Below are 26,965 nucleotides of genomic sequence, written 5' to 3'. Positions count from 1 at the left end.
ATGAATGTATTGATATGTGATGACTCGGGGTTCGCTCGTAAACAATTGGCCCGCGCCCTGCCTGCCGACTGGCATGTCAACCTTCATCAGGCCGCAGACGGTCTGGAGGGGGTAGAGCAGATCCTGATGGGCCACGGGGACCTGATCTTTCTGGACCTGACCATGCCCCAGATGGATGGCTATGGCGTGCTGGAAACCCTCCAGCGGGAGGGATTGCGCAACAAGGTGATCGTGGTCTCCGGCGACATCCAGCCGGAAGCCTATCAGCGCGTGATGGCGCTGGGGGCCCTGGACTTCATCAAGAAACCCGCCTCCCCCGAGACTCTGCGAGCCCTCCTTCGTCAGCACGGTCTGTGGCAGACGGCCACGCCGGCGGCGCTCGCCGCCGCCCCGGATCTCAGCCCGTCCCCGCTGCAGAGCGCCATCTCGTTCACGCCCGAGCTGCGGGATGTCTATCAGGAGCTCGCCAACGTCGCCATGGGTCAGGCCGCCGATCTGCTGGCCCGCCTGCTCGATGCCTTCGTGCTGCTGCCCATCCCCAACGTGAATGTGCTGGAGGTCTCTGAGCTGCACATGGCGCTCTCGGCCGCCGCCGAGTCGGATACCCTCTCCGCCGTCTGCCAGGGCTTCATCGGCGCCGGTATCGCCGGCGAGGCCCTGCTGCTGTTCCACGATGCCAGCTTCCAGGATCTCGCCCGCTTGATGAACCACCAGGGCGAGCTGGATCACAACGCCGAGCTGGAGCTGCTGATGGACACCGCCAACGTGCTGATCGGCGCCTTCCTGCGCGGCTATGCCAACCAGCTCGACACCCCCTTTAGCCAGGGTCATCCTGTGGTGCTCGGTCAACACAGATCCATTCAGGATCTTATTCAGACCAACCAGAGCCGCTGGCGCCGTACCCTGGCCATCGAGATCAACTACCGGATCCAGGGGCATGCGGTGCAGTGCGATCTGTTGCTGCTGTTTACCGAAGATTCCATCGCCACCATGAACAATAAAATCATGCATATGCTCTAGCGGTTTGCTGACGATGCCATCGCCAACATCAATAACAACATCAGGCATATGCCCTAGTCGTTTACCGAAGAGCCTATTGCCAGCATCCATAACAACATCATGCGCATACCCCGGGAGTGACCATGGAAATCCGTGAATTTCATTGGCTGATGAACATAGTCCAGAACCTGGACGTGGGGCTGGTCGTGCTCGACAAGGGCTACAGGGTGCAGGTGTGGAACGGCTTCATGGAGAGTCACAGCGGCCGGCTGGCCGGTGCGGTGCGGGATCAGGTGCTGTTTGACCTCTTCCCCGACGTCGACAGGGCCTGGCTCGAGCGCAAGGCGAACATGGTGTTCAAACTCAACAACCGTGCTTTCAGCACCTGGGAGCAACGCCCCTACCTGCTGCGCTTCTCCAACTACCGCCCCATCACGGGCTCGGCGCCGCACATGTACCAGAACCTGACCCTGGTGCCCCTGGCCGATTTTGGCGGTGAGGTCACCCACCTGGCCATCATGATCTACGATGCCACCGATGAGGCCATGCTGATCATGGGCCAGCGCCAAGGCTGATCCCGCTCCTCACCCGCACAAGTAAAGAACCAAGAAGGGCGCCTCAAGGCGCCCTTCTTGTCATTGCTCTGAATGACCCTGCTTGATCTGCGAAGCCGCCACCATCAGGCGCTCAGGTACTCGGTGAAGGCATCGATCACCTCGTCGATGTCGTCGTCGGTGATCTGCAGGTGGGTCACCAGCCGCAGCTCGCCGTAGCCGGAGAAGAGGATGCCGCGCTCCTTCATGAAGACCAGCAGCGGGGCCGCTTCTCCCTCCTTCAAACGCAGGAACACCATGTTGGTCTGCACCTCGGCCAGATCCAGCACTATGCCGGGCAAGGTGGCCAACCCCTCTGCCAGCCGTCTGGCACGGCGGTGATCGTCGGCCAGCCTGGTCACGTGCTGATCCAGGGCAAACAGCGCGGCCTGGGCCAGGATCCCCGCCTGGCGCATGCCGCCCCCCAGCATCTTGCGCAGCCGTCTGGCACGGGCGATGAAATCCCGGGAGCCCACCAGCAGGGAGCCCACCGGGGCACCCAGCCCCTTGGAGAGGCAGATGGAAACACTGTCGAAGGGGGCGGCGATGGCCTGCACCGTTTCACCGCTCGCCACCACCGCATTGAACAGCCGGGCACCGTCCAGGTGCAGTTGCAGACCCCGGCTGTCGACGAAGGCCCGCACCTCGCGCAAATAGCGGAGCGGCAGCACCTTGCCGTTGTGGGTGTTCTCGAGGCAGACCAGCCGGGTCTGGGCGAAGTGAGCGTCATCGGGGGCCAGAGCAGCACTCAGGTCATGCAGCGCCAGGGAGCCATCGGCCTGCATGGGCACCGGTTGCAGGGCCACCGAGCCCAGCACGGCACTGCCTTGCGCCTCATAGCGGTAGATGTGGGAGGCCGAGCCGAGCACGGCCCCTTCGCCGCGCTGGCAATGGCTCATCATCGCCAGCAGGTTGGACATGGTGCCCGATGGCACGAACAGAGCCGCCTCCTTGCCCAGCAGCTCGGCACCCTGCTGCTCCAGCCTGTTGACGCTGGGATCCTCCCCGTAGACATCATCGCCTACCTCGGCGTGCAACATGCTCTGGCGCATGGCTTCCGTGGGTTGGGTCACGGTATCACTTCGTAAATCGATGTAGCGCATGGTCATCCTCCTGAATGCAGGGGGATGACATTAACCAGCCAGGGCGGAGCTGGCAAGGGATGGGACGCGGGAATGTGAGCCCGATGCTCACCAGGGCAGAGGCTGGCCCTGCAAGTCCAGGAAGCTGCCGGACTGGGCTGGCGTCAGGCCCGCGATGAGGTCAAGCAGCCGCGGGGCCACCTGGGTGGGATCCTGCAGCAAGGTCCTGTCGAGCTCACTCTTGAAGGGTTGTTGCATGGGGGTATCCATGAGCCCGGGATGCACGGTAATGACCCCCGCTCCGGGGAAGCGGTCGACCCACTCGGCGGCCAGGATCCTGGCTCCCATGTTGAGCGCCGCCTTGCTCATCCGGTAGCTATAGCGACTCGCACCCTGGCCGTTTGACTCGAGGCCGCCCAGGCTGCCCGCCAGATCGGAGAGGCTGCAGAGCCACAGGCGGGAGCTCGGCCCCATGAGTCGGCTCAAGTTGGCGCCAAGGGCGAGCTGGGGCCAGGCATTGGCTTGCAGGCTCTCGCAGAGCCACTGGGGTGTGACCTCCTCCACCCGCCGCTCTGGCATGTGGTTGAGATCAGACAGCAGGCCTATGGTGTTGATCACCACGGTCGGCAGACTGGCGCCGTCATAGAGGGTGAACAGTGCCTCGAAGGAGAGCGGGTCCACCTCCTGCAGCGGAAAGTAGCAGGTAGGATCCAGCCCCCTTGGCGACTGCCTGCCCGCCAGCAACCACTCTTCGCCACGGGCAGCCAATTCGTGCGCCAGCGCCGTGCCCAACCCACCACTGCCCAGGATCAGATAGCCCATCTCCATGTCCTTGGATTTGCCCTTTGTTTAGAGGGTATCAGAAGAATGAACGGCCGTGTCCGTACGCATCCCGAGGACTCAGGCCTCGGTCAGATGACGGCCAAATTCCCTCGCCCGCGCCAGATCCAGAAAACCGTCTGCCTGCTTGTGGCTGCGCAAAAACTGATAATACGCGAGCAGGATCACCAGCTGCTGCTCACCGGGCAACGGCTGCTCAGGGAGCCGCTCCTGCAGCAGGGAGCCCGCTGCCGCCAGCGCCTCTCTGTCCACCACCTCGGCCTGGCGATAGAGATAACCGCAGCCGGTGGCGAGCCACTCCAGCGAGCAGTTGGCCCCCATGGCGATCTGGTTCGCCTTGCCAAGGCCAGGCTCGGCTCCTTTCAGGTACTTGCGGATCAGCGCCTCACTCAGCCCCACCTTGCGGGCGAAGGCGCTGACACTGCCCTCCCCGATCAGGCTCTGCAGCCTGCCGGCAAATCCTTCCATGACAGTCTCCCCATATTCTGTCTGACTCCAGCCCTCTTTTCAGAACCAAAGTTCGAATTCACGAGGAGCGCATTATTGCCTTGTCCGCCAGATGAGACCAAGATGCTGACAGCATTTATTCTGCCTTTATTATCTATCCCCCAAGGAGTCATCATGTCTGTATCCCGCTTAGCCTTGCATGCCGAGGGCCCGACCTTCTCCCGCCTCATCATGGGTTACTGGCGCCTGATGGAGTGGCAGCTCTCCCCCACGGCCCTGCTGGATCTGATGAAATACCATCTGGATCTGGGGGTCACCACCATAGATCACGCCGACATCTATGGCGGCTATCAGTGCGAGGAGGCCTTCGGTCACGCCCTGCGCCTCGAGCCCTCGTTGCGTGAACGCATGGAGATCGTCAGCAAGTGCGGCATCGCCCTCACCGCCAAGCCGGAGCATGCCCTCAACCACTACAACACCGGCAAGGCCCACATCATTGCCAGTGCCGAGGCCTCATTGCAAAAACTCGGCACCGACCATCTGGATCTGCTGCTGATCCACCGCCCGGATCCCCTGATGGATGCCGACGAGGTGGCCGATGCCTTCATCAGCCTCAAACAGGCGGGCAAGATCAAACACGCTGGCGTCTCCAACTTCACCGCCCATCAATTCGAGCTGCTGCAGTCCCGCCTGCCCTTCCCGCTGGTCACCAACCAGTTGGAGATCTCGCCGCTCAACCAGGGCGCAACACTGGACGGTACTCTCGATCAGTGTCAGCAATTGCGCATCAAGCCGATGGCCTGGTCTTGTCTGGGTGGCGGCCAGTTGTTCAACGATCCGGCCTATGGCCCGCTGCGCGCCGAGCTCGAGCAGATCTGCCAGGAGGTGGGTGCCCAGCACATCGAGCAGGTGGTCTACGCTTGGGTGATGATGCTGCCGAGCCAGCCGCTGCCACTCATCGGCTCCGGCAAGCGGGAGCGGATCGCCGCCGCCGTCGCCGCCGAATCCATTCAGCTCAATCGCCAGCAGTGGTTCCGCATCCGCAAGGCCGCGCTCGGTTACGACGTGCCCTGATCCTCGCAGGCAAACCGCCCACAAACAAAAACGGCATGGAGTGATCCATGCCGTTTTGCGTTATCGAGACGATTCAACGATGGCGCTGGGGGCGACCACGAGGTGCATCTGTCTTTGGTTTGGCCTGATTGACTGTGATGGTGCGGCCGCCTATTTCGGTGCCATGCAATCCGGCGATGGCCTTCTCGGCATCCCCGTTGACAGGCATTTCAATGAAGCCAAATCCCTTGGACTGACCGGTATCGCGGTCGATGATGATATCGACCTTCTCTACCTCTCCAAATTGGCTGAACACATTTGTCAGTTCGTCGGCCGTCATCCGGTACGACAGATTACCTACGTAAATCTTCATGCCATCCACTCTCGATTCAAGGTGCCTTATCTATGCATCCACCAGCATAGAAGTAAGGGCACAACCCCCATGCCGGACCTGCCACGGCATCATGCCATGGCACTCCCCACCCCGTGGCCCAAGCCGTTGATCTCTTGGACTATCGGAGCAGAAAAGATCAATTCGAATCAGAGGCAGTATCTGAGCTTTGTGGCAAATTGTCGAGAAAATAGTCAACTTGGGGCGGTTGCAAGGCGCTCAGGATCCCATCGAGGGCACGACGACCGTGCCAGGCCCGCTTAAAGCCGAAACGATAGATGCCGGGCGCCACCTCATGAGTCGCCTCCCGGGTCAGGCCCAGCAAGGTGGTGGCATCGGCCAGGGCTTTGGGATCGAGCCGTAGATCCAGGCTGAACGCGAGCCACTGGCCATCGTGACCTATCTGGCGCGTCCGCTCGATGCCGACCAGCGCCGTCCTGGGCAGGGCCAGTGCCTTGTCGCTACCGCCGTTGAGCAGATAGAGGTGGCGCTCATCCCAGGCCAGCTCGGCCAGCCGCCAGCGCTGCCAGTTACGGGGCAGGATCATCATCAGCAGCACTATGCCGCCAAATACCAGACCGACCCAGGGCAGCAGCCCCATCTCGGGATACCCCAGCCCGACAGCGGCCACCACAGTCCCCAGGCTCGCCAGCAGCAGGCTGCTCATGACCCCGTAGAAGCGCACCACCGGCGGCATCAACCAGCAGATCCCTGCCTGTGATGCCAATTCACTGACTCTCATCTCATACTCCTCACATGGACTCGGGCAGCCGGGCTGCTCCTGCATTGCCGCGCATTGTGCGCGAGCCCGCCCACCCCTGGCAACCCGCGCGGCGGGACGGATGACGACGGCGCGGGCTTGTTGATATGATGGGAACCATCCAAGCCACTCTTAAGTCCACTTGAAGTGGCACCATTGCCGGACACCCTATGCTTGCCACCAGCCTGTTGTTCATGACCAGTGCCCTCTATGCCGAAGCCATCGGTGGCTATTCGGCCGGTTGCCTGAAAAATGCCGTGGCCCTGCCGCTGTCGGGACCCGGCTATCAGGTCATTCGCAGCAAGCGCCTGCGCTACTACGGCCACCCCGATCTAATTCACTACCTGCAGGGGCTGGCGAGCCGCACCAAGATGGCCGGCATGCCGGATCTCTACATCGCCGATCTGGCCATGGCGCGGGGCGGCCCCTTCAGCTCCGGCCACCGCAGCCACCAGACCGGCCTCGACGCCGACATCTGGTTTCGGATGGCCGACAGGCCCATCAGCAAATGGGAGCAGGATGCTCCCAAGGAGTGGGCGCTGATCGACGAGCCCAGCTACCGGGTATTGCCCGGTCGCTTCGGGCCCCAGCAGCTCACGCTGCTGCGCCTGGCAGCCAACCAGCCCGAGGTGGCGCGCATCTTCATCAACCCCGTGCTCAAGGCCGAAGTCTGCAAACGGGCGGGGGATGAGCCCTGGGTTGCCAAGCTGCGGCCCTGGGTCGGCCACTTCAGCCACTTCCATGTCCGGTTGCGCTGCCCCGCCGGTAGCCCCGATTGCCAGCCTCAGGCCCCTATCCCACCCGGCAACGGCTGCGGCGCCGAGCTAGCCTCCTGGCTGAAAGACAAACCCCAGTTGCCCAAGGTGTCGATGAGCTACCAGCCCCCGACCCTACCCAGCCGTTGTGGCGGCTGACCACAAGCTGGTATGGTGTCATACGCCAAACTTAATAGATCCAATGGAGACAACGAGATGGCCACTTCTCTCTGGCACAAGACCACCCAGAGCCTGTTGATGTTGACCCTGCTGCTGGGGCTGACCGGGTGCGGCATGAACAACATCCCGACCCTGGATGAGCAGGTCAAGGCGAGCTGGGGCCAGGTCGAGAACCAGTACCAGCGCCGTGCCGATCTCATCCCCAATCTGGTGGCCACCGTCAAGGGCTACGCCAGCCACGAGCAGGAGACCCTCAAGGCGGTTACCGATGCTCGTGCCCGGGTTGGCAGCGTGCAGGTGAGCGACCCTTCCCAGCTCAAGGAGTTTGAAACGGCCCAGAACCAGCTCTCCAGCGCCCTCTCCCGGTTGATGGTGGTGGTGGAGCGCTACCCGGATCTGAAAGCGGATCAGCAATTTCTCACCCTGCAGGCCCAGCTGGAAGGCACCGAGAACCGCATCGCCGTGGCTCGCCGCGACTACATAGAGGCGGTGCGTCAGTTCAATACCGAGATCCGCACCTTCCCGGGCGTCATCTGGTCCAAGCTGCTCTACTCGGATCTCACCGCCAAGCCGAGCTTCAGCGCCAAGCCAGGCACCGATGAGGCGCCCAAGGTCAGCTTCCAATGAGTTGGATGCTGCGCGCCCTGCTCCCCTGCCTGCTGCTGTGGACGGCGGCCCTGCACGCCGCCCCCAGCTTCCCTGCCCTCAGCGGCCGGGTGGTGGACCAGGCGAACCTGATGTCCCGCACGCAGGCCCACCAGCTGACCCAACAACTGGCGGCCTTTGAGAAACGCAGCGGTATCCAGCTGGTGGTGGTGTCCATCGATACCCTGGCCGGCGAGACCATCGAGGAGTACGGCTACCAGCTCGGTCGTCACTGGGGAATAGGCCAGAAGGACAAGAACAACGGCGTGCTGCTGCTGATCGCCCAGGATGAACGCAAGGTACGCATCGAGGTGGGCTATGGCCTGGAAGGCGCCCTGCCCGATGCCATCGCCGCCAACATCATTCAGACCCGGATCCTGCCCGCCTTCAAGCGCGGTGACATGGTGGCCGGCATCGTCGCCGGCAGTCAGGGCATCATGCAGGCCCTCGCCGGTGAGTACAAACCGACGGACGTCGCCAAGGAGGACAAGGGGGGCGGCCCCTGGCTGTTTATCCTGGTGGTGATCGCCATGATCGTTTTGCACAACCTGCGCGGTGGTGGTGGCGGTCCCGGTGGTCGTCGTCGAGCCGCCTATCTGGCCGGTGGCTTCGGTGCCGGACGCACCGGCGGCGGTTTCGGTGGCGGCGGCGGTTTTAGCGGCGGGGGTGGCAGTTTCGGTGGCGGCGGCGCCTCCGGCGGTTGGTAATCAGGGATCAAGAGACAACATAATGATTTCAAAACAGTTCTATCACACCCTCCAGGCCAAGGTGCGACAAGCCGAGCTGGCCACGGACGCCGAGCTGGTCACTGTGCTGGCCCCGGCCAGCGACGGTTACCGCTACATTCCGACCCTCTGGGCGGCCCTGCTGGCCATGCTCACTCCCTTGCTGGTGTTCCAACTCGGTTTCTGGCTCGGCTGGTACGAGATCCTGCTGGTGCAGTGGTCGGTCTGGCTGCTGCTCAGTCTCCTGTTTCACTGGACCCCCATCAAGATGCGGCTCATCCCGAAGAAGGTACGCCAGCACAGGGCGTCCCTGATGGCGCGCTTGCAGTTCGTCGAGCAGGGGCTGCACCGTACCCGGGACAGGCTCGGGGTGCTGATCTTCGTCTCGGTGGCCGAGCACTATGTGGAAATCCTGGTTGACGACGGTATCGCCCAGCACATCGACAATGCCCAGTGGCAGCAGATCATCGACGACTTCGTGGTGCGGGTGCGCAACAAGGAGGTCGAGCAAGGTTTCCTCGAATGTGTCGAGCGCACCAGCGCCATCCTGACCGATGCGTTCCCAGCCACCCGGGATCAGAACGAGTTGCCCGACAGCCTGATCATCCTGGACAAGCCTTGAAGGGTTTAAAAAACCGCCATTCTGCTCAAGGGATAAACACTCGATAAAGATTATGAAAAATAAGGGGAAAAGTGATTGACCCATGGCCAGCTTTCCCCTAAATTACGCCCCGTTCCGGCGCAACGGCGCAGCGAACTACGTGGCGATTGAACACGTTAAACAGCAGTAAAAAATTTGGTGAGGTGTCCGAGTGGCTGAAGGAGCACGCCTGGAAAGTGTGTATACGGCAACGTATCGAGGGTTCGAATCCCTCCCTCACCGCCAAATAAAGTAAAAGGGCCTGTCGCAAGACAGGCCCTTTTACTTTATCCGATGACGGGCGGCTCGATTCTAACCCTGGTTCGACAAGGGGGCAGGACAGCCGCAGGCTGCCCGCAGGGCGAGCGCCAGGGATGGCGCGAGTCAATCCCGACCCACCGCCAAATTAAAAAAACCGACCTCAGGGTCGGTTTTTTGCTTTCTGGTATCGATTTTAAGATAGCCATCCCGATACCCCCCCAGGCGGCCAGACACCCACAGGCCTCGCACTCCCCCATTACACCTGCTTTATTCTGCCGCCGGGCTGAAATCCATCAGCAGGATGTGATGGGAGTCTGAACCTAATGCTCATGATTCTGCCAGCCGGGCCGAAACAAGAGGGTCACCACATTCGGTTCAGCCTCTCGGATATTGCTCACCGATTGGATATCATTTTGAAAAACTGATAGTTAAGTGGATACACTAGCCACATTTTTCGCATAGGGACACGGACACATGAGTCTGATCGGTTTGCTGTTAGCCTTGGCAGCCATTTTGGGTGGCAACCTCATTGAGGGGGGGCATCCCAGCGCCCTGCTCGACTTGCCCGCCTTCCTCATCGTGATCGGGGGCACAGTGGGTGCCGCCCTGACGCAGTTTCCCTTCTCCGTGGTGGGTAAAACCTTGAAGCGCTTCAAGTGGCTCATCACCCCTCCTCGCCTCGACATGCTGGAGCAGGCCCAGTTGCTGGAGAATCTGGCGGGCAACGCACGGCGCAGCGGCATGCTGGCGCTGGAGGGCATGATCGATGACATCAAGGATCCCTTCCTGCAAAAGGGAGTGCAGATGATGGTCGACGGCTACGAGAAGACCAAGATCCACGAGGTGCTGGAGAACGAGATCGAATTCGAACACGAGGATCTCGAGCAAACCGTCAAATTTTACGAGGCCATGGGCGGCTACTGCCCGACCATGGGGATAGTCGGTGCGGTGTTCGGTCTGATCCACGCCATGGGACTGCTGGATGCACCGGACAAGCTCGGTGGTGCCATCGCTGTGGCCTTCATCGCCACCATCTACGGGGTCGGCGCCGCCAACCTGATCTTCCTGCCATTTGGCAACCGCTACAAGGGGTTCGCCCATCAAATCCGCCACTACAAGGAGATGACCCTGACCGGCATCCTCTGCATCGTGGATGGCGAGTCACAGCAGCGGCTGCAAGTGACCCTTGAACCCTACCTCGGAGGTCACGGTGGCCAAAAAGAAAAAGCCTGAGGCCCCGGAGAACCATGAGCGCTGGCTGGTCTCCTATGCCGACTTCATGACCCTGCTGTTTGCCTTGTTCGTGGTGCTCTACTCCTTCGCCATGGCCAAGCAGTCGGAGACCCGGGTACTGATCCAGGGCTTTATCGAATCCTTGGGTAAAATAGGCCTCATCTCCATGCCTGCGGGCTCCCCGGTGATGCAAGGCGGTACCGGGATCCTGGAGCCCGAGTCCAAGACTACCCCCGGCTCTTCCCAGAAGGAGCAGGTACTGGACACTCAGACCCCGGCCGCCGCGGCCGATCCCTTCAACGAGACCATAGGTGCTTCGGAGAAACCCAGCGCGACTCAGTCCTGGCCACACAAGACCAAGGAGCAGGATTGGGCCGCCATCACCAAACAGAAGCTGGAGCAGCAGCTCAAGAGCCAGATTGAATCCAAGGAGCTGGAGGTGGAGCAGCTCGGCAGCCAGCTGGTGATCCGGATCGGCGAGAAGACCCTGTTCCCCGCAGATTCAGCCTTCCTGCAGCCCCAGTTCATTCCACTGGTCAACAAGGTGTCCGATGTGTTGGCCAATATCCCCGGCAGGGTGGTGGTGACCGGCCACACCGACAACTCACAGGCACCGGTGGAGCTCTATCGCAACAACTGGGAGCTGTCGGTGCTGCGAGCCGCCACCATAGTCCACACCCTGCTCACCAACCCCAAGCTGGATTCACGGCGGGTCGTCGCCCAGGGGGCGGCCGACACTCAACCCCGCTACCCCAACGACACCCCTGCCCATCGCCAGGCCAACCGGCGAGTGGAGATAGTGCTCTCCCAAGGCAAGGCCGCAGAGCAGGCGCTTCCCCTCCTCACCCCCTGATAACAAGACCCCGCCACGCGGGGTTTTTCATCTTTTCGATTAGTTTATTTTTCCAACGATCCAGTGATTTACCCTGCACCGTAAAGCGATTGAAAATGATTCTCAAATAGGAACCTTGACCTCGCTAGCAAAAACCGATTTTCTTCCCCGCGATTAATAATTAATCCTTTGAAATGACATGTGAATCAACATCTCCATGGCATAATACGTAACACCCTTGTTAACTCACGTGATTAATTCGGTTAGGGAACACTCCTATGTTTGCTGATATTGCTGTCCAGCATTGGGCTTTTGCTGTCTATGTCGTTGGGGCCATCTGTATCTGCCTGACCATGATCGGCCTGGCGTCTTTGTTGGGGGGGCGAGCTTACGGCCGAGCCAAGAACAAGCCTTTCGAATCCGGCATCGACTCAGTCGGTAATGCCCGGCTGCGTTTCTCCGCCAAGTTTTATCTGGTTGCCATGTTCTTCGTCATCTTCGACGTCGAGGCACTCTACCTCTTCGCCTGGTCCGTTTCTGTTCGGGAAAGTGGCTGGGTCGGTTTCATCGAAGCCGCCATCTTTATCTCTCTGCTGCTGGTAGGCCTCATCTACCTGTGGCGCATCGGTGCGCTCGACTGGGCACCAAAGAAACCTGTCCTGACTGACAAGAAGCCAGACTGAATTACTGATACTCCCTTTGAGGTTGCACCATGAAGTACACCCTGACCCGGATTGACCCGGATGCGCCCGTTGAGCGCTACCCGCAGGAACAGCGCCAAACCGTCGAGGATCCCCTGGCCCAAGAGGCCTCCCGCGGCATCATGATCGGGCGCCTCGAAGAGGTGTTGCAAGACACAGTCAACTGGGGCCGCAAGAACTCCCTCTGGCCCTACAACTTCGGCATCTCCTGCTGTTATGTGGAGATGTGTACCGCCTTCACCTCCCCCCATGACGTCGCCCGTTTCGGCGCCGAAGTCATCCGGGCCTCGCCTCGTCAGGCGGATTTCATGGTGATAGCAGGGACCCCCTTCATCAAGATGGCACCTGTCATCCAGCGCCTGTATGAGCAGTTGCTCGAACCCAAATGGGTTATCTCCATGGGCGCCTGCGCGAACTCCGGCGGCATGTACGACATCTACTCAGTGGTACAGGGCGTGGACAAGTTCCTGCCGGTCGACGTCTACATTCCTGGCTGCCCGCCCCGCCCCGAGGCCTTCTTGCAGGCGCTGATGCTACTGCAGGACTCCATCGGCAAGGAGCGTCGCCCCCTCTCCTGGGTGGCCGGCGATCAGGGGATATACCGCCCGCAGATGCAGGCCGAGAAGGAACGCAAGCGCGGCGAACGGATCAACGTCACCAACCTGCGCACGCCGGATGAGATCTGATCATGAAACTGACCCGAGAATTTCCCAGTAACTACACCATGTCCCAGTGGCAGCCTTCCGATCACAGTGATGCCCAGGTGGTCGGCGAGTTGTTCGCTCACTTCGGTGCCGAGCGCTTCACCGTCCAGACCACCCGCACCGGCGTGCCGGTCATCTGGCTCTCCCGCGAGCTGCTGCTGGACGTGATCGGCTTCTTGCGCAAGCTCCCCTCCCCCTTCGTGATGCTGTTCGATTTGAGCGCCACCGACGAGCGGATGCGCAGCCATCGCGACGGCCTGCCCGAGAGCGACTTCACCGTCTTCTATCACCTCATCTCCATCGACCGTAACGCCGATGTGATGCTGAAGGTGCCGCTCAAAGAGAGCGATCTGAACCTGCCCACCATCAGCAAGCCCTTCCCAAACGCCAACTGGTACGAGCGGGAAGTCTGGGATCTGATGGGGATCACCTTCGAGGGCCACCCCCATCTGACCCGCATCATGATGCCCAAGAGCTGGCAGGGTCACCCGCTGCGCAAGGACTACCCGGCGCGCGCCACCGAATTCGATCCCTTCATGCTCGATGCGGTCAAGCAGGATCAGGAGCAGGACAACCTGCTGTTCAAGCCCGAAGAATGGGGCATGAGCCGGGGCAACGAGAACGAGGACTACATGTTCCTCAACCTCGGTCCGAACCACCCTTCCGCCCACGGCGCCTTCCGCCTGGTGCTGCAGCTCGATGGCGAAGAGATCCGCAACTGCGTCCCCGACATCGGCTATCACCACCGCGGCGCCGAAAAGATGGGTGAGCGCCAGTCCTGGCACAGCTACATCCCCTACACCGATCGGGTCGAGTATCTGGGCGGTTCGCTCAACAACATGCCTTACGTGCTGGCGGTAGAGAAGCTGGCAGGGATCAAGGTGCCGCAACGGGTCGACATGATCCGGGTGCTGATGTCGGAGCTGTTCCGCATCCAGAGCCACCTGCTGTTCATCGGCACCTACATCCAGGACGTGGGCGCCATGACCCCTGTGTTCTTCACCTTTACCGACCGCCAGAAGATCTACACCATCATCGAAGCCATCACGGGCGCACGCATGCACCCGGCCTGGTTCCGCATCGGTGGGGTGGCGCACGATCTGCCGGTGGGCTGGGCTCGCCTCATCCAGGAGAACCTGCTGGACTGGCTGCCCAAGCGGCTGATGGAGTATGAAAAAGCCGCCATGCGCAACAGCATCTTGCGTGGCCGCAGCATCGGCGTCGCCGCCTACTCGACCTCGCAGGCACTGGCCTGGGGCACCACAGGCGGTGGCCTGCGTGCCACCGGCCTCAACTTCGACGTGCGCAAATGGCGTCCCTACTCCGGCTACGATCAGTTCGAGTTCGAGGTGCCGGTGGGTGCCAACGGCGATGCCTATGACAGAGCCATGGTGCGCTTCGAGGAAATTCGCCAGAGTCTGCGCATCATAGAGCAGTGCGTGAAGAACATGCCGGAGGGACCGTTCAAGGCGGATCACCCGCTCACCACGCCACCGCCCAAAGAGCGCACCCTGCAGGACATCGAGACCCTGATCACCCACTTCCTGCAAGTGTCCTGGGGCCCGGTGATGCCGGCCGCCGAGTCCTTCCAGATGATAGAGGCGAGCAAGGGGATCAACAGTTACTACCTGACCAGCGACGGCTCCACCATGAGCTACCGGACCCGGATCCGCACCCCGAGCTTCGCTCACCTGCAGCAGATCCCCTCGGTGATCCGCGGCCAGATGGTGTCGGATCTCATCGTCTATCTGGGCAGTATCGATTTCGTTATGTCGGATGTGGATCGTTAAGTCCCCGCCGCGTTCGCACCAGAACGCAACGGGACAAGAAGAATAAGCGACAGAAGGTCAAGTCATGAGCCAGCAATGTCAGTGCCAAAATACAGCGTCCCCAGCGGGACAGGGCGGGTGCCAGGGCAAGGGGGACGGTTTCGTCCTGAGCCAGGCCGAACGCGACGCCATCGGGCATGAGATACACCACTACGAAGACCCCCGTGCCGCCAGCATCGAAGCGCTCAAGATAGTGCAGCAGGCCCGCGGATGGGTACCGGATGGTGCCATCCATGCCATCGCCGCCGAGCTCGGCATCCCCGCCAGTGACGTGGAAGGGGTCGCTACTTTCTATAGCCAGATCTTCCGCCAGCCGGTGGGTCGTCACATCATTCGTGTCTGTGACAGCATGGTCTGCTACATCAACGGTCACGAGCAGTTGTTGGCCGGCCTGAAAGAAGTCATGGATCTGGGCCCTGGCCAGACCTCGGCTGACGGTCGCTTCACCCTGCTGCCGGTCTGCTGCCTCGGCAACTGCGACAAGGGGCCGGCGCTGATGATCGACGACGACACCTATGGCGGGCTCGATGCCGTCAGCCTGCTCAAGACCCTGGAGGCTTATCCATGAGTTTGGCATCCTTTGGCACCGCCAACCGCATCGCCCGTGCGGCCGAGACCCATCCGCTCACCTGGCGGTTGCGCGATGACGGCCAGCCGGTCTGGCTGGACGAATACCAGAGCAAGCAGGGCTACGATGCGGCCCGCAAGGCACTGAGTCAGATGAGCCCTGATGAGATCGTCGGCACCGTCAAGGACGCCGGCCTCAAGGGCCGCGGCGGCGCCGGCTTCTCCACCGGTGTGAAGTGGGGCCTGATGCCCAAAGACGAGAGCATGAACATCCGTTACCTGCTCTGCAACGCCGACGAGATGGAGCCGAACACCTGGAAGGATCGTCTGCTGATGGAGCAACTGCCCCATCTGCTGATCGAGGGGATGATCATCTCCGCCAAGGCCCTCAAGGCCTACCGTGGCTACATCTTCCTGCGGGGCGAATACGTCGATGCCGCCATCAACCTGCGCCGCGCGGTGGAAGAAGCCAAGGCCGCCGGTCTGCTCGGCAAGAACATCCTGGGCTCTGGCTTTGACTTCGAGCTGTTCGTCCACACGGGCGCCGGGCGTTACATCTGCGGCGAAGAGACGGCGCTGATCAACTCCCTGGAAGGGCGCCGCGCCAACCCGCGCGCCAAGCCCCCCTTTCCAGCCGTCTCCGGCGTCTGGGGCAAGCCGACCTGCGTCAACAACGTCGAGACCCTGTGCAACGTGCCCGCCATCATCGGCAACGGCGTCGAGTGGTATCAGGGATTGGCGCTGCCGGGCTCGGAAGATCACGGCACCAAGCTGATGGGCTTCTCCGGCAAGGTCAACAACCCGGGTCTGTGGGAGCTGCCCTTTGGCATCACCGCCCGCGAGCTGTTTGAAAACTACGCCGGTGGCATGAAACCAGGCTATCGCCTCAAGGCCTGGCAACCGGGCGGCGCCGGCACCGGCTTCCTGCTGCCCGAGCACCTGGATGCCCAGATGTATGCCGGTGGCATCGGCAAGGTCGGCACCCGTATGGGGACGGGCCTCGCCATGGCGGTGGATGACAGCATCAACATGGTGGGACTCTTGCGCAACATGGAAGAGTTCTTCGCCCGTGAATCCTGTGGCTGGTGCACCCCCTGCCGCGATGGCCTGCCCTGGAGCGTCAAGCTGCTGCGCGCGCTGGAGCGTGGCGAGGGTCAGCAAGGAGATCTGGCCACGCTGGAACAGCTGGTCAGTTTCCTCGGCCCGGGCAAGACCTTCTGCGCCCATGCCCCTGGCGCCGTCGAGCCCCTTGGCAGTGCCCTCAAGTATTTCCGCGCCGAATTCGAGGCCGGGATCAAGGGACCGCAGGACAATCACAAGCTGCTCAAAGGGATCCAGCCCAATCTGCTGGGCGAACGCTGGTAAGACGCGACTGCGCGTCCGCAGCTGGTCCTCTGAACTAGCGCGAGCCAAAGATTTTATCTAATTGAAGTCAGGGAAGTTGTATGGCCACCATTCATGTAGACGGTAAAGAGTACGAGGTAGACGGGGCAGACAATCTGCTGCAAGCCTGTCTGTCCTTAGGGCTTGACGTCCCCTATTTTTGCTGGCATCCGGCGCTCGGTAGCGTCGGCGCCTGCCGCCAGTGTGCGGTCAAGCAATATCAGAATGCCGACGACAAGCGCGGCCGCCTGGTCATGTCCTGCATGACCCCCTCCACCGATGGCAGCTATATCTCCATCGAGGACGAAGAGGCGAAAGAGTTCCGCAAGACGGTGGTGGAGTGGCAGATGACCAACCACCCCCACGATTGCCCGGTGTGTGAAGAGGGCGGCGCCTGCCACCTGCAAGACATGACGGTGATGACGGGCCACAACAGCCGTCGCTACCGCTTCACCAAGCGCACCCACCAGAATCAGGATCTGGGCCCTTTCATCAATCACGAGATGAACCGCTGCATCGCCTGCTATCGCTGCGTCCGTTACTACAAGGACTACGCCGGTGGCGAGGATCTCGGTGTCTACGGTGCCCACGACAACGTCTATTTCGGCCGGGTCGAAGACGGCACCCTGGAGAGCGAGTTCTCCGGCAACCTGGTGGAGGTCTGCCCCACCGGCGTCTTCACCGACAAGACCCACTCAGAACGCTACAACCGCAAGTGGGACATGCAGTTCGCCCCCAGCATCTGCCAAGGCTGCGCGGTCGGCTGCAACATCAGCCCGGGTGAGCGTTATGGCGAGCTGCGCCGCATCGAGAACCGTTACCACGGCGCCCTGAACCACTACTTCCTGTGCGATCGCGGCCGCTTCGGCTACGGTCACGTCAACCTGGCCGATCGTCCGCGCCAGCCCCTGCTCCATGACGGCAGCGACAGACTCGCCATCACGGTGGACGGTGCCCTGAACCGCGCCGCCGATGCCCTGCGCACCGCCGCCGGCGTCATCGGCATCGGCTCGCCGCGCGCCTCGCTGGAGAGCAACTTCGCCCTGCGCGAGCTGGTGGGCGCCGCCAACTTCTACAGCGGCGTCGAGCAAAGCGAGTGGGAATGCCTGCAGAAGATGCTGCAGATCCTGCAACAGGGTGGCGTACGCACCCCGAGCCTGCGTGACATGGAAGAGGCCGACGCCGTGCTGGTGCTCGGCGAAGACGTCACCCAGACCGCCGCCCGCATCGCCCTGGCCCTGCGCCAGGCGGTCAAGGGCAAGGGGCGCGAGATCGCCCGCAAGCTGAAGGTGGACCTGTGGCAAGTCGCCGCGGTGCAGACCCTGGCCCAGAACGAGCGCTACCCGCTGCTGATCACCAGCCTGGATAGCACCCGTCTGGACGACGTGGCGAGCGGCACCCTGCACGCGCCCCACGCGGATCAGGCACGCCTCGGCTTCGCCATCGCCCACCTGCTCGACGGCTCGGCCCCTGCCCTGGCCGATCTGGCGCCCGAGCAGCAAGCCCTGGCCGAACGTTGGGCCGAGCTGCTTGGCAACGCCAAGAAGCCGCTCATCATCGCCGGCTCCGGCGCCCGCTCCCAGGCGCTGCTCGAGGCGGCCAGTAACATCGCCCGCGCCCTCAAGGGTCGTGGTCAGGCCGTGGAACTGGCGCTGGTGGCGCAAGAAGCCAACAGCCTGGGGCTGGCCATGCTGGCCGGGACCGCCGCACCGCTGGAAGCTGCCCTCGAGCGCATCGAAGGGGAGGAGAAGCTCGCGCTCATCACCCTGGAGAACGATCTCTATCGCCGTGCCGCCCGCAGCCGCGTCGATGCCGCCATCGACCGCCTGCAACACCTGCTGGTGGTCGATCATCAGGACACCGGCACCGCCCAGAAAGCGGGTCTGGTACTGCCCGCCGCCAGCTTCGCCGAGGCCGACGGTACCCTCATCAACATGGAAGGCCGCGCCCAGCGCTTCTTCCAGGTCTATGCCCCCGCCTTCTACGACGCCGACATTCAGGTGCGCGAGAGCTGGCGCTGGCTGGCCGCGCTGCAAGGCGCTCTGGACAGAAAACCGCTGCGCTGGAGCACCTTCGACGAGGTGAGCACGGCCTGCGCCGCCAGCGCCCCGCTGCTGGCTGCCATGCGTGAAGCCGCCCCCAACGCGGGTCTGCGCATCCGTGGCATGAAGCTCGCCCGCGAGCCGCACCGCTACAGCGGTCGCACCTCCATGCTGGCGGATCAGGACGTGAGCGAACCCCGGGTCGCGCAAGATCCCGACTCGCCGTTCGCCTTCTCCATGGAAGGCTACGCCGGTGCCCGCCAACCGATGCAACAGGTGCCCTTCGCCTGGGCGCCGGGCTGGAACTCCCCCTCTGCCTGGAACAAGTTCCAGGACGAAGTGGGTGGCAACCTGCGTGCCGGGGATCCCGGTCGCCGTCTGCTGGAACCGGGTGAGGACAACCTCGGCTGGTTCGACAGCATCCCGACTCCCTTCCAGGCCCAGGAGGCGCTGCAGGTGGTCAGTTACGATCAGCTGTTCGGTGGCGAAGAACTCTCCGCCAGGAGCCCGGTCATCCAGGCACGCATGAGCGAGCCCGTGCTGGTACTGAACCCGGCCGACGCCGCCCGTCTGGCCCTCAATGCCGGCAGCCTGATTGCCTTCTCCTGGGGTGGCCACCACTGGCGGCTGACCCTGCGCCTGAGCGACAAACTGGCCAAGGGCCTGCTCGGTCTGCCCCTCGGTGCCAATGGCCTGCCGACCGCGCTGCATCAGACCTATGTGAACAACTTGCAGGAGGCCATCGCATGAGCCACGTGCTGATCACCCTTTCTCAACGCGACAACCGGCAGGAGGTCCGCCTATGAGCGATTCGCTGATTGACCTGCTGCTGGAGGTGGGCAAGGCCCTGATCGTGCTGGTGGGGATCGTGGGGGCCGGTGCCTTCATGAGCTTCATCGAGCGTCGCCTGCTGGCGCTGTGGCAGGATCGCTACGGCCCCAACCGGGTGGGCCCCTTCGGCCTGCTGCAGCTGGCCGCCGACATGATCAAGATGTTCTTCAAGGAAGACTGGATCCCGCCGTTTGCCGATCGCCGGATCTTCGTGCTGGCCCCCATCATCGCCTTCACCGCCTTCATTCTGGCGTTTGCGGTGGTGCCCATCACCCCCACCTGGGGCGTGGCGGATCTCAACGTGGGCCTGCTCTACATCCTGGCCATCGCGGGGCTGGCGGTCTACGCCGTGCTGTTCGCCGGCTGGTCGAGCAACAACAAGTACTCCCTGCTCGGCAGCCTGCGGGCCTCGGCCCAGACCCTCTCCTACGAGGTGTTCCTCGGCCTGTCCCTGATGGGCATAGTGATCCAGACCGGCAGCTTCAACCTGCGGGAGATCGTCGAGGCGCAAGCCGGGCTCTGGAACGTGGTACCCCAGATCCTGGGCTTCGTCACCTTCCTGTTTGCCGGCGTCGCCGTCACTCACCGTCACCCGTTCGATCAGCCTGAGGCCGAGCAGGAGCTCGCCGATGGCTATCACATCGAGTATGCGGGCATGAAGTGGGGCCTGTTCTTCGTGGGTGAGTACATCGGCATAGTGCTGATCTCCTCCCTCATCGTGACCCTGTTCTTCGGTGGCTGGCACGGCCCCTGGCTGCCGCCCTTCATCTGGTTCGCCCTGAAGACCGCCTGTTTCATGGTGTTCTTCATCCTGCTGCGGGCTTCCCTGCCTCGCCCGCGCTTCGACCAGGTGATGTCCTTTGGCTGGAAAGTCTGCCTGCCGCTTACCTTGCTCAACATGCTGGTAACCGGCGCCGTAGTGCTGATGAACGTGCAGTGAGGCACCTATGAAAATCATTAATATCATCAAGGGTGTTGGCACCCAACTGCGGAGCCTCGGGATGGTGTTCTCCCATGCCTGGCGGCCCCGCGAGACCCTGAGCTACCCGGAGCAGGCCGTCTATGCGGCGCCCCGTTTCCGTGGCCGCATCGTCCTGACCCGGGATCCGGACGGTGACGAGCGCTGCGTGGCATGCAACCTGTGCGCCGTCGCCTGTCCGGTCGGCTGCATCTCGCTGCAAAAAGCGGAGCGGGACGATGGTCGCTGGTACCCGGAGTTCTTCCGCATCAACTTCTCCCGTTGCATCTTCTGCGGCCTGTGTGAGGAAGCCTGCCCCACCACCGCCATCCAGCTCACCCCGGATTTCGAGATGGGTGAGTATCGTCGCCAGGATCTGGTGTACGAGAAGGAAGATCTGCTGATCAGCGGCCCCGGCAAGTACCCGGACTACAACTTCTATCGCATGAGCGGTATGGCTATCGACGGCAAGCCCAAAGGGGATGCCGAGAACGAAGCCAAGCCCATCGATGTCAAGAGCCTGCTGCCCTAGGAGTCAATCATGGAATTGGCATTTTATGCCGCGGCCCTGGTCGCCATTTACAGCACGCTGCGGGTGATCAGCACCAGCAACCCGATGCACGCGCTGCTCAATCTCATCATCTCGCTCATCGCCGTGGCCATGATCTTCTTCTGCCTTGGTGCCTCCTTCGCGGGTGCCTTGCAGGTGATCGTCTACGCCGGCGCCATCATGGTGTTGTTCGTGTTCGTGGTGATGATGCTGAACCTGGGCTCGGCCCAGGATCAGGAACGCAACTGGCTCACCCCCAAGACCTGGGGCGGGCCAGCCCTGCTCTCCCTCATCCTGCTCGGCTTCCTGGCCTACGGCATCCTCGGCGTCACCGGGGGTGTGCTCGGTCTGACCGACGTCAGTGCCAAGGAAGTCGGCATCGCCCTGTTCGGCCCCTACGTGCTGGCGGTGGAGCTCGCCTCCATCCTGCTGCTGGCGGGCCTGGTCACCGCCTATCACCTGGGCCGTGAGGACAAGAACGGAGAGGTGCTCTCCGTGCCCAAAACCCCCGTGCGCCCATCTCAAGAAGGAGGTCAGCAATGAGTGGCATTCCCATGGAACACGGTTTGCTGCTTGCGGCCATCTTGTTCTGTATCGGCCTGTGCGGCCTGTTAATTCGCCGTAACTTGCTGTTTATCCTCATGAGTATCGAAATCATGATGAATGCGTCCGCACTGGCGTTCGTGGTGGCTGGCAGCCGCTGGGCCCAGGCCGACGGCCAGATCATGTACATACTGGTGATTTCTCTGGCGGCAGCGGAGGCCAGCATTGGCCTGGCCCTGTTACTGCTGCTCTATCGTCGTTACCACACCCTCAGCGTGGACACTGTGAGCGAGATGCGCGGATGAGCCTCCTATTCCTGACTTTCCTGTTCCCGCTGCTGGGATGGCTGGTGCTGGCCTTCTCCATCGGCCGTTTCGGCGAGCGCACCTCGGCGCTCATCGGTGTCGGCAGCATAGGCCTGTCGGCCCTGACCACCCTCTGGGTTGGCATCGATTTTCTCGGCAACATGCCGGAGGGCGGCGTCTACACCCAGACCCTGTGGCAGTGGATGGCGGTGGGTGAATTCACCCCCAGCTTCCGCCTGGCGCTGGACGGCCTGTCGCTGACCATGTTGGGAGTGGTGACCGGGGTGGGTTTCTTCATCCACCTGTTCGCCTCCTGGTACATGCGTGGGGAAGAAGGTTATTCGCGCTTCTTCACCTACACCAACCTGTTCATCGCCAGCATGGTGTTCCTGGTGCTGGCCGATGATCTGCTGTTCGTCTACCTCGGTTGGGAAGGCGTGGGCCTGTGCAGCTACCTGCTGATCGGCTTCTACTACCGCAATCCCGCCAACGGGGCCGCTGCCCTCAAGGCGTTCGTGGTGACCCGGGTCGGTGACGTCTTCCTCGCTATCGGTCTGTTCGTCCTGTACCGGGAGCTCGGTACCCTCAACATCCATGAGCTGCTGGTTCGCGCGCCCGCGATGTTTGCCGAAGGCTCCCCTGCCCTGTCGTTCGCCTGTCTGATGTTGCTCGGTGGCGCTGTCGGTAAATCCGCCCAGCTGCCGCTGCAGACCTGGCTGGCAGACGCCATGGCGGGTCCAACCCCGGTCTCGGCGCTGATCCACGCGGCCACCATGGTGACCGCTGGTGTCTATCTCATCGCCCGTACCCACGGACTGTTCCTGCTGGCCCCCGAGATCCTGCATCTGGTGGCGCTGGTGGGTGCCATCACGCTGGTGCTGGCGGGCTTCGCGGCCCTAGTGCAGACCGACATCAAGCGGATTTTGGCCTACTCCACCATGAGCCAGATCGGCTACATGTTCCTGGCCCTCGGGGTCGGTGCCTGGGATGGGGCCATCTTCCACCTGATGACCCACGCCTTCTTCAAGGCGCTGTTGTTCCTCTCCGCCGGTGCCGTCATCGTCGCGACCCACCACGAGCAGAACATCTTCAAGATGGGGGGCCTGCGCAAGAGCCTGCCGCTGGTCTATGCCTGCTTCCTGGTCGGGGGCTCGGCACTGGCCGCGCTGCCGCTGGTGACCGCCGGTTTCTACAGTAAGGACGCCATCCTCTGGCAGGTGCAGGCCAGTGGCCAGAACACCCTGCTGTGGGCCGGTCTGGTGGGGGCCTTCCTGACCTCCCTCTACACCTTCCGTCTGATCTTCATCGCCTTCCACGGCAAGCCGCAGACGCAGGCCCATGCCGGTCACGGCCTGGCGCACAAGCTGCCGCTGCTGGTGCTGTTGGTGCTCTCCACCGCCATCGGCGCCTGGATCACCCCCCCCTTGGCGGGCGTACTGCCGGCGGGCCCTGGCGATCACATCGAAGAGGGTCGTCACAGCCTCGAGATCCTGTCCGGCGTCATCGCCGTGGCGGGGATAGCACTCGCCGCCTTCCTGTTCCTTGGCGAGCGTCGCCTGGCAAGAAGTATTGCCGAGAGCGCCCCTGGCCGTCTGCTCAGCACCCTCTGGTTCAACGCCTGGGGCTTTGACTGGTTGTATGAACGGCTCTGGGTCAAGCCCTACCTGCTGGCGACCCGCTTGCTTGGCAAGGATCCGCTGGACTGGATGATGAACCTGCCCGCCGTACTGGCATACAGTGGTCATCAGATGCTGGCCTGGACTGTCACCGGCAAGTTGCGCTGGTACGCAGCCTCCATGGGGATGGGCGCCGTCCTGATCCTGGCGCTGCTGCTGCTCGGTTGACGTCGATGCATTCCCTGAATTCACTGCAGGCCTGCGGGCCTGCACAGCGACTAGAACCTATGAGAGAGCTGATATCGTGACCTTACTCTGGATCTTGTTAATTCCTTTTATCGGCGGCTTGCTCTGCTGGCAGATGGAGCGCCTCGGTGGACAGTTCGTCCGCTGGGTAGCCCTGTTGTCCATGAGCGCCTGCTTGTTGCTCTCCGGCGCCATCTGGTTTAGTGGTGATTTCAGCCTGGCAAACCCCGGCCTCCCCGTCTGGGCGGCCGAGTGGCAATTGCCCTGGATCCCCCGCTTCGGCATCTCCCTGCATCTGGCGGTCGATGGCTTGTCGCTCTTGATGGTGATGCTCACCAGCTTCATCGGCGTGCTGGCCATCCTCTGTTCCTGGAAGGAAATCGTGCAGCGCATCGGCTTCTTCCACCTGAACCTGCTGTGGATTTTGGGCGGCGTGCTCGGCGTATTCATGGCGGTGGATCTGTTCCTGTTCTTCTTCTTCTGGGAGATGATGCTGGTGCCGATGTACTTCCTGATCGCGCTCTGGGGCCACTCGGTCACCGACGGTAAATCCCGTATCAACGCCGCCACCAAGTTCTTCATCTACACCCAGGCGAGCGGCCTCATCATGCTGGTCGCCATCCTGGGGCTGGTGCTGACCCACCACGCCGCCACCGGCGTCTTCACCTTCAACTACCTGGACCTGCTCAACACCCCGATGAGCACTGGTGTGCAGTGGTTGCTGATGCTGGGCTTCTTCATCGCCTTCGCGGTCAAGATGCCGCTGGTGCCGCTGCACGGCTGGCTGCCGGATGCCCACAGCCAGGCGCCGACCGCGGGTTCCGTGGATTTGGCGGGGATCCTGCTGAAGACCGCCGCCTACGGCCTGCTGCGCTTCACCCTGCCGCTGTTCCCCGAGGCGTCCGCCCAGTTCGCCCCCTATGCCATGGGGCTGGGTCTGTTCGGCATCGTCTACGGTGCCCTGCTGGCCTTCGCCCAGACCGACATCAAGCGACTGGTGGCCTACACCAGCATCTCCCACATGGGCTTCGTGATGATCGCCATCTATTCGGGTAGCGAGCTCGCGCTGCAAGGCGCCGTGGTACAGATGATCGCCCACGGCCTCTCCGCTGCCGGTCTGTTCATCCTGTGCGGCCAGCTCTACGAGCGTCTGCACACCCGTGATCTGCGCCAGATGGGCGGCCTGTGGGGGCGCCTGCGCTACCTGCCCGGTGTCATGCTGTTCTTCTCGGTCGCCTCACTGGGGATGCCGGGTACCGGCAACTTCATCGGCGAGTTCCTGATCCTCATCGGCAGCTTCCAGGTGGCGCCGATCATGACCATCATCGCGACCTTCGGTCTGGTGCTGGCCTCGGTCTACTCCCTCATCATGCTGCAACGGGCCTGCTTCGGTGCCCCCAAGGATGACAAACCCCTCAAGGGACTGGACAGCCGCGAGCTGGCCATGATGCTGACCATCGCCGGCCTGCTGGTGCTGCTCGGGGTCTATCCCCAGCCGGTGCTCGATACCGCCAGCAGCAGCCTGCTGAACGTGCTGCACTGGTATGCGCTGCCGAGCACAGGAGCCTTGCAATGATGCCTTCTCTTCTGATGCCTTCTCTTCTGCTGCCTTCCTTGTCCATTACAGGAGCACTGTCATGACGTTTACCGCAGCTCAACTGCTGGCCCTGCTGCCCCTGCTGCTGACCACGGGGGCCATGGTGGCCCTGATGCTGGCCATCGCCTGGAAGCGCTGTGATGACACCGCCTTCGTGGTGACCATCACGGGTCTGAACCTGGCCCTCTTCTCCCTGCCCATCGTGATGGCCCAGGGGGATCAGGGTGTCACGCCCCTGCTGCAAGTGGACAGCTACGCCGTCTTCTACATGGGGCTGGTGCTCATCGGTGCCCTGGCGACCTGTACCTTCGGCCGCTCCTGGCTCAAGGGCTATCCGGACAACCGGGAAGAGTTCTACCTGCTGCTGCTGATCGCCACCGCCGGCGGCCTGGTGCTGGCGGGTTCCCGCCACCTCGCCTCCCTGTTCATCGGGATCGAGATGCTGACCCTGCCGATGTTCGGTCTGGTGGGCTACGCCTACCGCGAGCGCCATTCGCTGGAGGCCAGCATCAAGTACATGGTGCTCTCCGCCGCCGCCACCGCCTTCCTGCTGTTTGGCATGGCGCTGCTCTACGCCCAGGCCGGCAGCCTGAGCTTCAGCGATCTCGGTCTGACCCTGGCCCAGAGCCCGGCTCACCATCCGCTGCTGATGGGTGGCCTGGGTCTGATGCTGGTCGGCTTCGCCTTCAAGCTCTCCCTCGCCCCCTTCCACCTCTGGACCCCGGACGTGTACGAGGGTGCCCCGGCACCGGTCGCGACCTTCCTCGCCACCGTCAGCAAGATCGCGGTGTTCTGCGTGCTGCTGCGCTTCTATCTGGCGGTCCCTGCCACCGGCGATCCCATGTTCCACTGGCTGCTGGCGGCCATTGCGGTCGTGTCCATCGTCGTCGGTAACCTGCTGGCACTGATCCAGACCAACATCAAGCGGATGATGGGTTACTCCTCCATCTCCCACTTCGGCTACCTGCTGGCGGTGGTGGTGGCGAGCCGCCTCGGCCAGATGCCGGTGGAAGCGGCCGGGGTCTACCTGCTGATGTACCTGTTCACCAGCCTGGGTGCGTTCGGCGTCATCAGCATGATGTCCAGCCCCTATCGTGGCAAGGATGCGGACTCCCTGCACAGCTACCGCGGTCTGTTCTGGCATCGTCCCTACCTGACCGCCGTCATGACGGTGATGATGTTGTCGCTCGCGGGCATCCCCATGACGCTCGGCTTCATCGGCAAGTTCTACCTCATCGGGGTGACGGTCGATGCCCAGCTGTGGTGGCTCTCCGGCGCCATCGTGCTCGGCAGCGCTCTGGGGCTCTACTACTACCTGCGGGTCATGGTCACCCTCTACCTGCGCGAGCCCGGCATGCAGCTGCGCGATGCCAAGGCCGACTGGGCCTTCTCCTCCGGGGGCCTGGTGGTGCTGCTCTCCGCCATTCTGGTGGTGGCGCTGGGTATCTATCCCCAGCCGGTCATCAGCCTGGTACAGGGCTTCCAGAACGTGGTGCTGCACTAAGCACTCACCCGTCACAGCACAACAAACCGGCCCAAGTGGCCGGTTTTTTTATGCTCCATCCAAAACGATATTCATCCTGCTCCAGCCGGTAACGCGTCGCCCTCCCCTCTCCCCCCTTGCCATCCCCTCCTATCCTGATCCAGAGTCAACGCT

At 62.5% G+C, this 26,965-nt stretch carries 27 protein-coding genes and 1 tRNA gene; 23 read left to right on the top strand and 5 right to left on the bottom strand.

All coding sequences use genetic code 11. From position 1 onward, the window contains the following. Together LG30_RS0102560 and LG30_RS0102555 are read left to right on the top strand one after the other, a co-directional pair. Positions 1-1,020, top strand: coding sequence for a response regulator (locus tag LG30_RS0102560; protein WP_033129148.1), 1,020 nt, complete (start codon positions 1-3; stop codon positions 1,018-1,020). A gap of 122 nt (positions 1,021-1,142) precedes the next feature. Then, on the top strand, positions 1,143-1,574 hold the full coding sequence (locus LG30_RS0102555) for a PAS domain-containing protein (protein WP_033129147.1): 432 nt from the start codon (positions 1,143-1,145) through the stop codon (positions 1,572-1,574). A 104-nt stretch (positions 1,575-1,678) separates the two neighbouring features. On the opposite strand, the gene ltaE is transcribed toward LG30_RS0102555, so the two are convergent. The 3 genes from ltaE to LG30_RS0102540 form a co-directional block, all read right to left on the bottom strand. After that, positions 1,679-2,695, bottom strand: a complete 1,017-nt coding sequence (ltaE, locus tag LG30_RS0102550; protein ID WP_033129146.1) for a low-specificity L-threonine aldolase — start codon at positions 2,693-2,695, stop codon at positions 1,679-1,681. Between the two features lie 87 nt (positions 2,696-2,782). Next, positions 2,783-3,496 carry a Rossmann-fold NAD(P)-binding domain-containing protein gene (locus LG30_RS0102545; RefSeq protein WP_033129145.1) on the bottom strand — a complete coding sequence of 238 codons (714 nt, stop codon included), beginning with the start codon at positions 3,494-3,496 and terminating at the stop codon, positions 2,783-2,785. A 78-nt stretch (positions 3,497-3,574) separates the two neighbouring features. After that, a complete protein-coding gene (locus LG30_RS0102540; RefSeq protein ID WP_033129144.1) occupies positions 3,575-3,982 on the bottom strand; it encodes a hypothetical protein in 408 nt (135 codons plus the stop codon). Positions 3,983-4,135: 153 nt separating this feature from the next. Here LG30_RS0102540 and LG30_RS0102535 point away from each other — a divergent pair, with 153 nt between their 5' ends. After that, the gene (locus LG30_RS0102535) at positions 4,136-5,035 is read left to right on the top strand and encodes an aldo/keto reductase (protein ID WP_033129143.1); all 900 of its coding nucleotides are present in this window, start codon (positions 4,136-4,138) and stop codon (positions 5,033-5,035) included. 73 nt (positions 5,036-5,108) lie between these two features. Here LG30_RS0102535 and LG30_RS0102530 read toward each other — a convergent pair whose 3' ends face one another. Together LG30_RS0102530 and LG30_RS0102525 are read right to left on the bottom strand one after the other, a co-directional pair. Beyond that, positions 5,109-5,387: an RNA recognition motif domain-containing protein gene (locus LG30_RS0102530; RefSeq protein WP_081965963.1), complete on the bottom strand. Its 279-nt coding sequence runs from the start codon at positions 5,385-5,387 to the stop codon at positions 5,109-5,111. 157 nt (positions 5,388-5,544) lie between these two features. After that, complete coding sequence (locus tag LG30_RS0102525) at positions 5,545-6,147, bottom strand: hypothetical protein (RefSeq protein ID WP_238566370.1); 603 nt, start codon at positions 6,145-6,147, stop codon at positions 5,545-5,547. A 188-nt stretch (positions 6,148-6,335) separates the two neighbouring features. Here LG30_RS0102525 and mepA point away from each other — a divergent pair, with 188 nt between their 5' ends. The 20 genes from mepA (at position 6,336) to nuoN (ending at position 26,812) form a co-directional block, all read left to right on the top strand. After that, on the top strand, positions 6,336-7,079 hold the full coding sequence (gene mepA / locus LG30_RS0102520) for a penicillin-insensitive murein endopeptidase (RefSeq protein ID WP_033129141.1): 744 nt from the start codon (positions 6,336-6,338) through the stop codon (positions 7,077-7,079). Positions 7,080-7,136: 57 nt separating this feature from the next. Next, positions 7,137-7,727 carry a LemA family protein gene (locus tag LG30_RS0102515; RefSeq protein ID WP_033129140.1) on the top strand — a complete coding sequence of 197 codons (591 nt, stop codon included), beginning with the start codon at positions 7,137-7,139 and terminating at the stop codon, positions 7,725-7,727. Beyond that, entirely contained in the window at positions 7,724-8,452 is a 729-nt protein-coding gene (locus LG30_RS0102510; RefSeq protein WP_033129139.1) for a TPM domain-containing protein, read from the top strand. Before LG30_RS0102515 ends, LG30_RS0102510 begins: the two co-directional genes overlap by 4 nt. 22 nt (positions 8,453-8,474) lie before the next feature. Further along, the gene (locus LG30_RS0102505) at positions 8,475-9,092 is read left to right on the top strand and encodes a TPM domain-containing protein (RefSeq protein WP_033129138.1); all 618 of its coding nucleotides are present in this window, start codon (positions 8,475-8,477) and stop codon (positions 9,090-9,092) included. Between the two features lie 176 nt (positions 9,093-9,268). After that, a tRNA-Ser gene (locus LG30_RS0102500) sits at positions 9,269-9,356 on the top strand. A gap of 489 nt (positions 9,357-9,845) precedes the next feature. Then, positions 9,846-10,604, top strand: a complete 759-nt coding sequence (locus LG30_RS0102495; protein WP_033129137.1) for a flagellar motor protein — start codon at positions 9,846-9,848, stop codon at positions 10,602-10,604. After that, a complete protein-coding gene (locus LG30_RS0102490) occupies positions 10,582-11,457 on the top strand; it encodes a flagellar motor protein MotB (protein WP_033129136.1) in 876 nt (291 codons plus the stop codon). Before LG30_RS0102495 ends, LG30_RS0102490 begins: the two co-directional genes overlap by 23 nt. 257 nt (positions 11,458-11,714) lie before the next feature. Then, a complete protein-coding gene (locus LG30_RS0102485; protein ID WP_033129135.1) occupies positions 11,715-12,119 on the top strand; it encodes an NADH-quinone oxidoreductase subunit A in 405 nt (134 codons plus the stop codon). A 29-nt stretch (positions 12,120-12,148) separates the two neighbouring features. Continuing rightward, positions 12,149-12,823, top strand: a complete 675-nt coding sequence (locus LG30_RS0102480) for a NuoB/complex I 20 kDa subunit family protein (RefSeq protein WP_033129134.1) — start codon at positions 12,149-12,151, stop codon at positions 12,821-12,823. A 2-nt stretch (positions 12,824-12,825) separates the two neighbouring features. Continuing rightward, on the top strand, positions 12,826-14,631 hold the full coding sequence (gene nuoC / locus LG30_RS0102475) for an NADH-quinone oxidoreductase subunit C/D (protein ID WP_033129133.1): 1,806 nt from the start codon (positions 12,826-12,828) through the stop codon (positions 14,629-14,631). A gap of 64 nt (positions 14,632-14,695) precedes the next feature. Continuing rightward, positions 14,696-15,238, top strand: coding sequence for an NADH-quinone oxidoreductase subunit NuoE (gene nuoE, locus LG30_RS0102470; protein WP_033129132.1), 543 nt, complete (start codon positions 14,696-14,698; stop codon positions 15,236-15,238). Next, positions 15,235-16,602: an NADH-quinone oxidoreductase subunit NuoF gene (gene nuoF / locus LG30_RS0102465; protein WP_033129131.1), complete on the top strand. Its 1,368-nt coding sequence runs from the start codon at positions 15,235-15,237 to the stop codon at positions 16,600-16,602. The genes nuoE and nuoF overlap by 4 nt, the downstream gene beginning before the upstream one ends. A gap of 80 nt (positions 16,603-16,682) precedes the next feature. Further along, a complete protein-coding gene (gene nuoG, locus LG30_RS0102460; RefSeq protein ID WP_033129130.1) occupies positions 16,683-19,412 on the top strand; it encodes an NADH-quinone oxidoreductase subunit NuoG in 2,730 nt (909 codons plus the stop codon). Between the two features lie 52 nt (positions 19,413-19,464). Further along, entirely contained in the window at positions 19,465-20,433 is a 969-nt protein-coding gene (nuoH, locus tag LG30_RS0102455; protein WP_033129129.1) for an NADH-quinone oxidoreductase subunit NuoH, read from the top strand. Between the two features lie 7 nt (positions 20,434-20,440). Beyond that, positions 20,441-20,983: an NADH-quinone oxidoreductase subunit NuoI gene (nuoI, locus tag LG30_RS0102450; protein WP_033129128.1), complete on the top strand. Its 543-nt coding sequence runs from the start codon at positions 20,441-20,443 to the stop codon at positions 20,981-20,983. Positions 20,984-20,992: 9 nt separating this feature from the next. Continuing rightward, entirely contained in the window at positions 20,993-21,544 is a 552-nt protein-coding gene (gene nuoJ, locus LG30_RS0102445; protein WP_033129127.1) for an NADH-quinone oxidoreductase subunit J, read from the top strand. Then, the gene (nuoK, locus tag LG30_RS0102440) at positions 21,541-21,849 is read left to right on the top strand and encodes an NADH-quinone oxidoreductase subunit NuoK (protein ID WP_033129126.1); all 309 of its coding nucleotides are present in this window, start codon (positions 21,541-21,543) and stop codon (positions 21,847-21,849) included. Before nuoJ ends, nuoK begins: the two co-directional genes overlap by 4 nt. Beyond that, entirely contained in the window at positions 21,846-23,693 is a 1,848-nt protein-coding gene (gene nuoL, locus LG30_RS0102435; protein WP_033129125.1) for an NADH-quinone oxidoreductase subunit L, read from the top strand. Before nuoK ends, nuoL begins: the two co-directional genes overlap by 4 nt. Positions 23,694-23,769: 76 nt before the next feature. Then, positions 23,770-25,287, top strand: a complete 1,518-nt coding sequence (nuoM, locus tag LG30_RS0102430) for an NADH-quinone oxidoreductase subunit M (protein WP_033129124.1) — start codon at positions 23,770-23,772, stop codon at positions 25,285-25,287. A gap of 61 nt (positions 25,288-25,348) precedes the next feature. Then, a complete protein-coding gene (gene nuoN, locus LG30_RS0102425; protein WP_033129123.1) occupies positions 25,349-26,812 on the top strand; it encodes an NADH-quinone oxidoreductase subunit NuoN in 1,464 nt (487 codons plus the stop codon). The last annotated feature ends 153 nt before the right edge of the window (positions 26,813-26,965 follow it).

The sequence above is a fragment of the Aeromonas aquatica genome, from assembly GCF_000764655.1.
Taxonomy (GTDB): domain Bacteria; phylum Pseudomonadota; class Gammaproteobacteria; order Enterobacterales; family Aeromonadaceae; genus Aeromonas; species Aeromonas aquatica.
Note: the sequence above shows the minus strand (reverse complement) of the source record. Positions and strands in the feature narration are given on the sequence as shown.